The sequence below is a fragment of the Modestobacter sp. I12A-02662 genome (genome assembly GCF_041028325.1).
Classification (GTDB): Bacteria; Actinomycetota; Actinomycetes; order Mycobacteriales; family Geodermatophilaceae; genus Modestobacter.
This window is the reverse complement of the sequence record NZ_JABGDE010000009.1, coordinates 162,088-173,650: the sequence shown is the minus strand read 5'-3', so window position 1 is coordinate 173,650 and position 11,563 is coordinate 162,088. Positions and strand designations below refer to the sequence as shown.

General features: G+C 73.0%; 7 protein-coding genes. 3 read left to right on the top strand and 4 right to left on the bottom strand.

Annotated features, from left to right (window positions below; translation table 11 throughout):
* Positions 1 to 78 precede the first annotated feature (78 nt).
* The 3 genes from HL189_RS15035 to HL189_RS15025 all read left to right on the top strand — a co-directional run bounded on the left by HL189_RS15035 (position 79) and on the right by HL189_RS15025 (position 3,485).
* A complete protein-coding gene (locus HL189_RS15035) occupies positions 79 to 615 on the top strand; it encodes a MarR family winged helix-turn-helix transcriptional regulator (RefSeq protein ID WP_369134513.1) in 537 nt (178 codons plus the stop codon).
* A 23-nt stretch (positions 616 to 638) separates the two neighbouring features.
* On the top strand, positions 639 to 2,330 hold the full coding sequence (locus HL189_RS15030) for a methylmalonyl-CoA mutase (protein WP_369134512.1): 1,692 nt from the start codon (positions 639 to 641) through the stop codon (positions 2,328 to 2,330).
* A 186-nt stretch (positions 2,331 to 2,516) separates the two neighbouring features.
* Positions 2,517 to 3,485, top strand: a complete 969-nt coding sequence (locus HL189_RS15025) for a tetratricopeptide repeat protein (protein ID WP_369134511.1) — start codon at positions 2,517 to 2,519, stop codon at positions 3,483 to 3,485.
* On the opposite strand, the gene HL189_RS15020 is transcribed toward HL189_RS15025, so the two are convergent.
* The 4 genes from HL189_RS15020 to treS form a co-directional block, all read right to left on the bottom strand.
* Positions 3,482 to 4,891, bottom strand: a complete 1,410-nt coding sequence (locus tag HL189_RS15020; RefSeq protein ID WP_369134510.1) for a neutral zinc metallopeptidase — start codon at positions 4,889 to 4,891, stop codon at positions 3,482 to 3,484. The two genes, HL189_RS15025 and HL189_RS15020, sit on opposite strands and share 4 nt — an antisense overlap.
* A 108-nt stretch (positions 4,892 to 4,999) precedes the next feature.
* Entirely contained in the window at positions 5,000 to 8,233 is a 3,234-nt protein-coding gene (gene glgB / locus HL189_RS15015; RefSeq protein WP_369134509.1) for a 1,4-alpha-glucan branching protein GlgB, read from the bottom strand.
* A gap of 77 nt (positions 8,234 to 8,310) precedes the next feature.
* Positions 8,311 to 9,681, bottom strand: coding sequence for a hypothetical protein (locus tag HL189_RS15010; RefSeq protein ID WP_369134508.1), 1,371 nt, complete (start codon positions 9,679 to 9,681; stop codon positions 8,311 to 8,313).
* Positions 9,678 to 11,546, bottom strand: a complete 1,869-nt coding sequence (gene treS, locus HL189_RS15005; protein ID WP_369134507.1) for a maltose alpha-D-glucosyltransferase — start codon at positions 11,544 to 11,546, stop codon at positions 9,678 to 9,680. The genes HL189_RS15010 and treS overlap by 4 nt, the downstream gene beginning before the upstream one ends.
* Positions 11,547 to 11,563 lie beyond the last annotated feature (17 nt).

The window sequence follows — 11,563 nt, the reverse complement described above, 5'->3', positions numbered from 1 at the left end:
GGCCGGGCCGCGGCCGCCTCGGTGCGGCGCATCTCGGCGCGGTCAGGGCCGCGCCGACCGGCCACTAGCCTCTGCGCCATGGTGCGACCGCTGGGGCTGCCCTTCGACCCGATCGAGCGCGCCGCGCAGACGTGGGAGGAGCGGTTCGGCCCCGCCGCGTCGATGCGGGCGGCCACCTCGGTGTTCCGGGTGCAGCAGATCCTGCTGGCCCGCTTCGACGAGTCGTTGCGACCGCACCAGCTCACCTTCGCCCGCTACGAGGTGCTGGTGCTGCTCACCTTCTCGCGCACCGGCCGGCTGCCGCTCAAGGTCATCGGCAGCCGGCTGATGGTGCACCCCACCAGCGTCACCAACGCGATCGAGCGGCTGGTGGCCGCCGGGTACGTCGAGCGCCTGCCGAACCCGCTGGACGGCCGCGGTGTGCTGGCCGCGATCACCGACCGGGGCCGCGCCGTCGTCGAGCTGGCGACCGAGGCGCTGACCAGCCAGGACTTCGGGCTGGGCACCCTGCCCGAGGACGATCTCGACACCCTGTTCGAGCTGCTCCGCCGCGTGCGGCTGGGGGCCGGCGACGTGGCCGACGCCGACTCGCCGGCGAGCGCTGGTGAGAACTAGTAGGACGTCCTAGCATCTCGGGCATGACCGAGGTCCCGGGCAACGACGCCCGCCGCCGCTGGCAGCAGCGCTACGACGCGGCCCTGGCCGCCGGGAAGGTGCGGGACGCCGACTTCACCACCCTGTCCGGGCTCCCGGTCGAACCTGCCTACGGCCCCGCCGACGAGCGCGCCGTCCCCGGCTTCGAGCGGATCGGCTGGCCGGGGGAGTTCCCCTTCACCCGCGGGCTGTACGCCACCGGCTACCGCGGCCGGGCCTGGACGATCCGCCAGTTCGCAGGCTTCGGCAACGCCCGGCAGACCAACGAGCGCTTCCGGTCGCTGCTCGACGCCGGCGGCGGCGGGCTGTCGGTCGCCTTCGACATGCCGACCCTGATGGGCCGGGACTCCGACGACCCCCGCGCGCTGGGTGAGGTGGGCCACTGCGGGGTGGCGGTGGACTCCGCGGCGGACATGGACGTGCTCTTCGAGGGCATCCCGCTGGAGCGGACGACGACGTCGATGACGATCAGCGGGCCGGCCGTCCCGGTCTTCTGCATGTACCTGGTCGCGGCCGAGCGCCAGGGCGCTGACGTCGGGAAGCTCAACGGCACCCTGCAGACCGACATCTTCAAGGAGTACATCGCGCAGAAGGAGTGGCTGTTCGCCCCCGAGCCCCACCTGCGCCTCATCGGCGACCTCATGCAGTACTGCGCTGAGCGGATCCCGGCGTACAAGCCGATCTCGGTGTCCGGGTACCACATCCGGGAGGCCGGCTCGACCGCCGCGCAGGAGCTCGCCTACACGCTGGCCGACGGGTTCGCCTACGTGGAGCTCGGGCTGTCCCGGGGCCTGGACGTCGACGTCTTCGCGCCCGGCCTGTCGTTCTTCTTCGACGCGCACATCGACTTCTTCGAGGAGATCGCCAAGTTCCGCGCCGCCCGGCGGATCTGGGCGCGCTGGCTGCGCGACGTGTACGGCGCGCGGACGGAGAAGGCCCAGCAGCTGCGGTTCCACACCCAGACCGCCGGGGTCTCCCTCACCGCGCAGCAGCCGGACAACAACGTCGTCCGGACGGCGGTCGAGGCGCTGGCCGCGGTGCTGGGCGGCACCAACTCCCTGCACACCAACGCCCTGGACGAGGTGCTCGCGCTCCCCAGCGCGAAGGCCGCGCAGATCGCGTTGCGCACGCAGCAGGTGATCGCCGAGGAGACCGGGGTGATGAACGTGGCCGACCCGCTGGGCGGCTCCTGGTACGTCGAGGCGCTGACCGACGAGCTGGAGCGCCAGGCGGAGGAGGTGTTCGCCCGGATCCGGGACATGGGCTCGGACGGCTCGATGACCAGCGGGATCCTGCGGGGCATCGAGGACGGGTGGTTCACCGGCGAGATCGCCGAGGCGGCGTTCGCCTACCAGCGGGCGCTGGAGAAGGGGGAGAAGCGGGTCGTCGGGGTGAACACCCTGACCGGCTCGGTGGACACCGACGACCACCTCGAGATCCTGCGGGTCGGCCACCAGGTCGAGCTGGACCAGCGGGCCGAGCTCGGCCGGCGGCGGGAGCAGCGGGACGACGCCGCCGCACGGGCCGCGGTCGCCCGGATGGTCGAGGTGTCCCGGACCGAGGACAACCTGGTGCCCGCGATGCTCGACGCCGCCCGCGCCGAGGCCACGCTCGGCGAGATCTGCGACGCACTCCGCGCCGAGTGGGGCACCTACACGGAGCAAGCAAGATTTTGAGAAGTACCCATGGCTGAGCCGGGGACGAGTACGGAGAACCCGCCCGGAAGGGCGGTCCGCGATCCCGGCGCGGGCCGGAGGCTCCCGCCGGGAGCACGGGTAACGGCTCGGTGCAGCAGGGGCACGGCACCTGGTCGCGGTGGAGCCCGGTAGGGCGACCATGGGAGCAGTGGGATGATCGCTGCCATGCAGCCGAACCGTCCCGCTCGTCCCGACCCGCGCGCGCAGGCGCAGCAGGCTCGCCTGGCGGCCTCGCTGGCCGGCGCGGTCGACCTCGCCGCGGTCAAGGCGCGCAGCGAGGCCGCCGCCCGCGCGCAGACCGCCCCGCCGCCGAGCACCGCCGCGCCCGCGGGTCAACCGGGCAGCGCGGTCGTCGACGTCACCGAGGCGACCTTCCAGACCGAGGTGCTCGACCGCTCCTTCCAGGTGCCCGTGGTGCTGGACCTGTGGGCCGAGTGGTGCGGTCCGTGCAAGCAGCTCTCCCCGGTGCTGGAGCGGCTGGCCGACGAGGGCGGCGGCTCCTGGGTGCTGGCGAAGGTCGACGTCGACGCCAACCCGGCGCTCGCGCAGGGCCTGCGGGTGCAGGGCATCCCCGCGGTGAAGGCGGTGTGGCAGGGGCAGCTGGTCGCCGAGTTCACCGGCGCGATCCCCGAGGAGCAGGCCCGCCAGTTCGTCACCGAGCTGGTCGCCGCCACGACCGGGGGAGCCGTCCCCGGCGGCGCCGAGGACTTGGCGCCGGAGCCGGAGGACCCCCGGCTGGACGCCGCCGAGGCCGCGCTGGACCGCGGCGACCTCGCCGCCGCCGAGCAGGCCTACCAGGCGATCCTGGACATCGAGCCCGGCCACCCGGTGGCGGGCCTGGCGCTGCGTCAGGTGCAGCTGTTCCGGCGGGCCGAGGAGGCCGGCCCCGACGCGCTCGCCGCGGCCGACGCGGCGCCCGACGACGTGGCGGCGCAGAACCGGGCCGCGGACTTCCTGCTGGGCACCGGCAACGTGGAGCTGGCCTTCGAGCGGCTGCTCGACGTCGTCCGGCGCACGTCGGGGGAGGACCGCGACATGGCGCGCAAGCACCTCGTCGAGCTGCTCGGCGTGGTGGGCGACGAGGACCCGCGGGTGGGGGCCGCTCGCCGGGCGCTGAGCGCCGCGCTGTTCTAGACGCCGACGTCGCAGGCGGCGGGGCCCTGGAAGACCCCGCTGCGGAAGACGTCGACCAGCTGGAAGCCGGTCATGTCCGCCTCGGCGAAGGCCTCCGGGTCGTCGCTGTACTCGAGCAGGAACGACACGCTCTCGTCGACGTCGCCGGGGGAGATGGACAGCACCTGGCTGCTCCCGTTGAGGACGAAGGCGGTGAACGCGCCGGTCAGGCAGACGGCGGAGCGGACGGCCGCCTGGTCGTCGGTCGACAGCCCCAGCTGGTCGCGTGCGGCCAGCGCGTACGGGATCGAGATCGCGGTCAGGACGGCGTAGTCGCCACCCTCCTCGGCCTCGTACAGCGGCTGGGTCAGCTCGTCCTCGTCGAAGCCCACGGCGCCGTCGGCCGCGCAGTAGACCAGGTCGGTGTCCGGCGCCTGGCCGCCGCAGGTCGGCGCCCGCCGGTCGAACGGCTCGAGCTGCGGGGGCTGGAAGGTCTCGCCCAGCTGGTCGAACACGCTGGTCCAGAACTCCGACAGCCCCTGCGGGGCGAAGGTCCCGACGGTCTGGCCGTACGGGGCGTCGCCGCCGGTCAGCAGGTCGGCGTCGGAGAACCCGCGCTGGGTGAACGGCCGGTCGGCGGTGAACTGGTCACGGCAGGCCGTGGGTCCGTCGTCGAACCCCTCCTGGAACGCCGACACCCGGTCGAAGTAGGAGCCGTGCGCCTCGGCCTCGCCGACACCGGTCCCCACCGGGTCGCGCAGCAGCAGGTAGCCGCGGAGCACGTCGTCGAGCTCGGCCGGCCGGATGGAGTTGTGCGGTGCGTTGCCGTCGGCGACCCACGCGGTCCACGCCCCGGCGAAGCAGTCGGCCTGGGTCTCGATCACGATCGACGCGGGCACCGGGTAGCCGACCCGGCCCTGCACGGCGTGCCCGAACTCGTGCGCCATCACCAGGGCGGGGATGAACCTCCCGTACCCGGAGGCCAGCTCGGCCAGGAAGTCGCGGTCGTACTGGATCGCGTCGCCGTTCGGGTACTCGCCGCTCGGGCTGCAGTAGAAGGCGTTCTGGGTCACCGCCTCCGGCGGCTCCCCGCACCCGATCTGCCCGTTGGGGTACTGCCCGGGGTCGATGTCGTTCGGGTCGACCGAGTAGTAGCCGCCGGTCAGCGGGGTGAAGTCCTGCCCGAAGACGGAGGGGAACTGCTCGGCCCAGTAGGTGTTGAGGTCGGCCAGCGCGTTGCGGGCCAACTGGTCGATCTCCCCGTCGCCGGCCCCGATGATCGGGAACTCCTCGACGGCGACCACCCCGCCGGCGCCCGGCGCCGGGCTGGCGGTGCCCTCGATCAGGGTGACCGCGCACCCGCTCAGCGCCGAGGTGCCCAGCACCGACCCGACGACGGCGGCGGCGAGGCGGGACGAGGCGGACATGGGCTCCCGATCGGTCGGGTCGGCGGGGACGCGGCGGAGGTCCATCCTGCCCGACCGGCTGGGCTGCGGCGACGGCTCGACAGCCGTCGCCGCAGCCCCGGACGGCGGTCAGTCCTGCGGGGGGATCTGGTCCTCGACAGGGCCCCGGCCCTCGGCGGCACCCGAGGCCTCCGCCGCCGCGGCGAGCTGAGCGTCGCCGGCGCCCGCCCGCTCGGGCTCGGGGCCCTCGTGGACGAACCAGACCGTCGCGAGGGGCGGCACGGTGAGCTCGGCCGAGAACGGCTGCCCGTGCCACGTCTGCGCCACCGCGTCGACGCCGCCCAGGTTGCCCACCCCGGAGCCGCCGTAGCCCCCGGCGTCGGTGTTGACCACCTCGCGCCAGCGGCCCCCGCGCGGCAGGCCGACCCGGTAGTGGTGGTGCGGGGTGCCGGCGAAGTTCGCGATGCAGGCCAGCACCTGCCCGTTCTTGCCGTAGCGCACGAAGGACAGCGTGTTGCCCTGGGCGTCGTTCGCGTCGATCCACTGGAAACCGGCGGGGTCGACGTCCTGCGAGTACAGCGCCTCGTTCTCCCGGTACACCCGGTTGAGGTCGCGCACCAGGTCGAGCACGCCGCGGTGCGCCGGGTCGTCGAGGTGCCACCAGTCCAGCGAGCGGCTCTCCGCCCACTCCGACAGCTGGCCGAACTCCGAGCCCATGAACAGCAGCTGCTTGCCCGGGTGCGCCCACATGTAGCCCAGGTAGGCCCGCAGGTTGGCCAGCTGCTGCCACCGGTCGCCGGGCATCTTCCGCAGCAGCGAGCCCTTGCCGTACACGACCTCGTCGTGGCTGATCGGCAGCATGTAGTTCTCGGAGTACGCGTAGACCAGCGAGAAGGTGAGCTGGTTGTGGTGGTAGCTGCGGTACACCGACGGCCGGGCGATGTAGTCCAGCGAGTCGTGCATCCAGCCCATGTTCCACTTGAAGCCGAAGCCCAGGCCGCCGAGGTAGGTGGGCCGGGTTACGCCGGGCCACGCGGTCGACTCCTCGGCGATGGTGACCACGCCGGGGACCGACTTGTAGACGGTCGCGTTCATCTCCTGCAGGAACGCGACGGCGTCGAGGTTCTCCCGGCCGCCGTACTGGTTCGGCGTCCACTGGCCCTCGGCGCGCGAGTAGTCCAGGTAGAGCATCGAGGCCACCGCGTCGACCCGGAGGCCGTCGACGTGGAACTCCTGGCACCAGTACAGGGCGTTGGCCACCAGGAAGTTGCGCACCTCGCTGCGCCCGAAGTCGAAGACGAACGTGCCCCAGTCGGGCTGCTCACCGCGGCGCGGGTCGGCGTGCTCGTAGAGCGCGGTGCCGTCGAACCGGCCGAGGGCCCACTCGTCCTTGGGGAAGTGCGCCGGCACCCAGTCGATGATCACGCCGAGTCCGGCCCGGTGGGCCTTGTCCACCAGGTAGCGGAAGTCGTCGGGGGAGCCGAAGCGCGACGTCGGGGCGTAGTAGGAGGTGACCTGGTAGCCCCACGACCCGCCGAAGGGGTGCTCGGCCACCGGCATGAACTCCAGGTGGGTGAACCCCGCGTCGACGACGTAGTCGACCAGCTCGTCGGCGAGCTGGCGGTAGCTCAGGCCCTGCCGCCAGGAGCCGGCGTGCACCTCGTAGATGCTCACCGGCCGTTCGTGCCAGCCGGCCTCCGCGCGCGAGGCGAGCCACTCCTCGTCGCCCCACTCGTACCGGGAGGCGGTGACCACCGACGCGTTGGCCGGCGGCACCTCCGTGGCGAACGCCATCGGGTCGCTCTTGACCCGCCAGTGCCCGTCGGCGCCGAGCACGTGGTACCGGTAGCGGCTGCCCTCCTGGACGCCGGGGACGAAGACCTCCCAGACACCGGAGGAGCCCAGCGACCGCATCGGGTAGGCGCGGGCCTCCCAGTAGTCGAAGTCGCCGGTGACCTTCACCCCGCGCGCGTTGGGCGCCCAGACGGCGAAGGAGACGCCGTCCACCCGGCCGCTCGGGGTGTCGTAGCCGCGGACGTGCGAGCCGAGCACCGTCCACAGCTGCTCGTGCCGGCCCTCGCGGATGAGGTGCTGGTCGAGCGAGCCGAGGGTGGGCAGCCAGCGGTAGGGGTCGTCGACGAGGAAGGTGTCGGTGCCGCCCTGCCCGTTCGGGTAGGCGACCTCGATCCGGTAGTCGCCCGGCTGGTTGGGCAGCAGCGCCTCGTGGACCCCGCCGTCGTGGATCTGCTCCGCGTCGTACCGGGTCCCGTCCTGGTCGACGACGACGACCTGGACGGCGTCCGGCCGCAGCGTGCGCACCGCCCAGCCGCGGGACAGCCGGTGCGCGCCCAGCACCGAGTGCGGGTCGTGCGACCAGCCCTCGACGACGGCGCGCAGCGCCTGCGCATCGACCTCCCGCGCCTGGGGGGTGGCCTCGGCCGGGACCGACGTGCTCACCGGCGCCTGCCCTGCGGGGAGCGCCTCGACCAACGCGGCTGATCCGGGGTCGGGCGCGCCCGCGGGTGCCGACGGCAGGTCGGGGACCTCGGCCGTGGCCAGGTCGGCGGTCGTGACGTCCGGCCCGGACGCCGCCGGGGCGGCGCCCCCGCCGGGCGCAGCCGGGGCCCGGCTGGTCCCCGTGGCGGCCCGGCCGGTTGCCGTGGGGGTCCCGCCCGTCCCCGCCGGGGCCTCGACGGGCACGGTGTCCGGCGCCAGCTCGTCGCCCGGCTCCGACGCCGTCTCGGCGGGGGAGCTGCCCCCGGTGCCGGCGTGCTCGCCGGAGGCCGGGGCCTGCGGCGTGCTGGGCTCGGCCGGGTCGGGGCTCGGCGGCTCCGGCTGCGGAGCGGACGGCGCGGCGGGCGCACCCGGCTGGGCGATCGGGGCGGGGGCGACCACGGGGGTGGCGGTGACCTTCTTGGTGGCGGCCGCCTTGCGTCCGGCCTTCTTCGCCGGGGCGTCGGCACCGGCGGCCGCGGTCTTCTTGGCCGCGGCGCGCTTGGTCGCCTTCTGCACCGTGCCGGCGGTCACCTCGGCCTCGCCGGTGCCGGATCCCCCCGCCGCACCAGCGGTCGCCGGCGCGGCCTTCCTCGCCGCTCGCTTGGCCGCCTTCTTCGCCGGGGCGGCTGCCAGGTCGGCCTGCATGCTGTCGGCAGCCGCGTCGGCGGCCCGCTTGGTGGGCGCCTTCTTGGCGGCCCTGCCGGTGGTCTGGCCGGCCGGCGCGGGATCGGCGGCCGGTTCCGGCTCGCTGTCGGTCGCGGCGGCCCGCCGGACGGACTCGGTCTTCTCCTCGACCCGGCGCATCAGCTCCGCCTTGTCAGCGGGCTCGCCACCCGGCTGCTGGTTCTGCGCGTCGTCGATGCTCATGGGCTCCGTCCCTGGGGTGCTTCCGGGTCCTTCGTCGTCATCCTGCCGAGCGGGTCGCCCGGTGTCGCGGGCGTGCGTCAAACGCGTGACGTCAGCCGGGACAGCGAGCTCAGCGGGATCATCAACCAGTGCGGCCGGTTCCGCGCCTCGTAGACGCACTCGTAGACGGCCTTGTCCGCCTCGAACGCGCGCAGCAGCGCCGAGCCGGCGGACAGCTCCAGGTCGTTCGCGGCGGAGTAGCCCGCGCGGAACGCCTGCCGGTTCCGCTCGGCCCACTCCTGTGCGCGGTAGGTGCGCTGCGGGTCACCGGGCTGCTCGACGAGCATGTGCCGGGCGGCGTAGTCGAAGGACCGCAGCATGCCGGCGACGTCGCGCAGGGGGGTGTCCAGCTCCCGGCGCGCGGCCAGCGGCCGGGCCGGCTCGCCCTCGAAGTCGAGCACGATCCAGCCGGACGCGGTGCGCAGCACCTGCCCGAGGTGCAGGTCGCCGTGCACCCGCTGGCGCACCACGGGCTCGTCGGTGTCCGCGACGGCCGCGTAGAGCCGTCGTAGCCCGTCGGCGTGCTCGGCCAGGTCCGGCACCACCGCGAGGGCGGCCTCCAGCCGGGAGGTCATCTGCTCGGCGACGTCCCGGTACCAGTCCCGCTCGGCCGGCTCGGTCGGCAGCACCCGGGCGAGGTCGCGGTGCACCGACGCGGTGGCCTCCCCGAGCCGCTCGCTCTCCCCGGCGAAGTCCCCGCCCACCTCGTCGGCGTGCAGGTCGGCCTCCGCGTAGAGGTCGCGGACGCTGGAGGTGGCCAGCCGCCACCCGTCGCTGGCGTTGGGCACGAAGGCCTGCAGCATCGCGACCGTGGAGGCCTCCTCGCCCGGCCCGTTGTCGATCTCGACGTAGCCGAGCAGCGGTGCGATGTGCGGGTTCTCGGTCCGCCGCAGCGCGTCGTGCACCTCGACGTCCGGGTTCAGGCCGGGCTCGAGCCGGCGGAACAGCTTGAGGATCGCCGTCTCGCCGTAGACCAGCGAGGTGTTGCTCTGCTCGGTGGAGACGATGTCGCCGGGCAGCCCCTCGGGGATGTAGGCGACCCCGGCCGGGTGGAAGTGCATCGGGCCCACGGTCGACGCGGCGACGAGGTGGGTCAGCCACGGCACGGTGGCGTCGCGGTCCCGCATCGCGTCGTAGGCGTAGTTCTCCCCGCCGTGGGAGTCGGCGACGGCGCCGATGAACGCGCTGGAGAGCTCCTCGGCCGGCGACTCGCGCCAGGACAGCGGGACCAGGTAGGTCTCCGTCGCACCGTCGGCGTAGGTGACCCGCACCCGGTGCACCGAGAGGACGGGATCGGACTGGTCGAGGAAGAAGCCCTCGGCGGTGACGTCCGCCCACTCACGGCCCTTGCCGCCGAACCACCGCTGGCCGGGCATCCATCCGGCCAGCAGCTGGGTCACTGCGTTCATCGGGCCTCTCCTTCGGAGTCGGTGACGGTCGGGGACTCGGCGCCGAGCCCACCGCTGCCTCCGGGGGCGCCCTCCGACACCAGGCCGGAGTCGAGCAGGGACTGCGCGACGGTGCTGCTGGTGTGGGTCTCCCAGCTCTCCTCCTCCTCGGCGACCGGAGCCGCCGGGCGGGAGAGCTCGAACCAGTAGAAGCCGTGCCCACCGAGCGTGAGCATGTAGGGCAGGACGCCGATTTGGGGGAACTGCACGCGCCCGGTCAGCTCGATCGGCGTGTACCCCTCGAACCGCCGCAGGTCCAGCTCCACCGGCTGCGGGAAGCGCGACAGGTTGTTCACGCAGAGCACGATGTCGTCGCCGAACTCGCGGACGAACGACAGCACCGTGGGGTTGCGCGAGCCGATCTCGGCGTAGCTCCCCACGCCGAACGTCGGGTGCTGCTTGCGGACGGCGATCATCGTGCGGATCCAGTGCAGCAGCGACGTGGTGTTGCGCAGCTGCGCCTCCACGTTGGTCACCTGGTAGCCGTAGACCGGGTCGGCGACCAGCGGGAGGTGCATCCGCTGCGGGTCGGCGGTGGAGAACCCGCCGTTGCGGTCCGGCGTCCACTGCATCGGCGTCCGGACGCCGTCGCGGTCACCGAGCCAGATGTTGTCGCCCATCCCGATCTCGTCGCCGTAGTACAGGACCGGTGACCCGGGCAGCGAGAGCAGCAGGGCGGCGAACAGCTCGAGGGTGTCCACGTCGTTGTCCAGCAGCGGCGCCAGCCGCCGGCGGATGCCGATGTTGGCCTTCATGCGGGGGTCCTTGGCGTACTCGCCCCACATGTAGTCGCGCTCCTCGTCGGTGACCATCTCCAGGGTCAGCTCGTCGTGGTTACGCAGGAAGATGCCCCACTGGCAGTTCTCCGGGATGGCCGGCGTCTGGGCCATGATCTCCGAGATCGGGAACCGCTGTTCCCGCCGCACGCCCATGAACAGGCGGGGCATGACCGGGAAGTGGAAGGCCATCTGGCACTCGTCGCCGTCCTCACCGAAGTACTCGACGACGTCGGCCGGCCACTGGTTCGCCTCGCAGAGCATCACCTTGTCCGGGTACTCCGCGTCGACCACCTTGCGCACCCGCTTGAGGAAGGCGTGCGTCCGGGGCAGGTTCTCGCAGTTGGTCCCCTCCTCCTCGAACAGGTAGGGGACCGCGTCCAGCCGGAACCCGTCGATGCCCAGGTCCAGCCAGAAGCGCAGCGCGTCGAGGATCGCCTCCTGCACGGCGGGGTTCTCGAAGTTGAGGTCGGGCTGGTGGCTGAAGAAGCGGTGCCAGAAGTACTGCTTGCGGACCGGGTCGAAGGTCCAGTTCGAGCTCTCGGTGTCGACGAAGATGATCCGGGCGTCGGCGTAGCCGGTGTCGTCGTCGGCCCAGACGTAGAAGTCGCCGTAGGGCCCCTCGGGGTCGCTGCGGCTGGCTTGGAACCAGGGGTGCTGGTCCGAGGTGTGGTTCATGACGAAGTCGATGATCACCCGCATCCCGCGGGAGTGGGACGCCTCGACCAGGTCCTTGAAGTCGTCGATGTCGCCGAACTCCGGGAGCACCGCGGTGTAGTCGCTGACGTCGTACCCGCCGTCCCGCAGCGGGGACGCGAAGAACGGCGGCAGCCACAGGCAGTCGACCCCGAGCCACTGCAGGTAGTCGAGCTTGCCGATCATGCCGCGCAGGTCGCCGATGCCGTCGGCGTTGCTGTCGGCGAAGCCGCGGACGAGCACCTCGTAGAAGACGGCGCGCTTGTACCACTCGGGATCGGTGCCCGGGGGTGGCAGCGTCGACTGCTCGTCCGCGCCGGGGGTCGACTGGCTGGGGACGGGGAGCGTGGTCATGACGGAAGTCCTCGTTA

Bases quoted from the DNA above. Each gene is read 5' to 3' on its own strand.
- treS (WP_369134507.1), bottom strand. From the start codon at position 11,546: ATGACCACGCTCCCCGTCCCCAGCCAGTCGACCCCCGGCGCGGACGAG.
- HL189_RS15010 (WP_369134508.1), bottom strand. From the start codon at position 9,681: ATGAACGCAGTGACCCAGCTGCTGGCCGGATGGATGCCCGGCCAGCGG.
- HL189_RS15020 (WP_369134510.1), bottom strand. From the start codon at position 4,891: ATGTCCGCCTCGTCCCGCCTCGCCGCCGCCGTCGTCGGGTCGGTGCTG.
- HL189_RS15025 (WP_369134511.1), top strand. From the start codon at position 2,517: ATGCAGCCGAACCGTCCCGCTCGTCCCGACCCGCGCGCGCAGGCGCAG.
- HL189_RS15035 (WP_369134513.1), top strand. From the start codon at position 79: ATGGTGCGACCGCTGGGGCTGCCCTTCGACCCGATCGAGCGCGCCGCG.
- HL189_RS15030 (WP_369134512.1), top strand. From the start codon at position 639: ATGACCGAGGTCCCGGGCAACGACGCCCGCCGCCGCTGGCAGCAGCGC.
- glgB (WP_369134509.1), bottom strand. From the start codon at position 8,233: ATGAGCATCGACGACGCGCAGAACCAGCAGCCGGGTGGCGAGCCCGCT.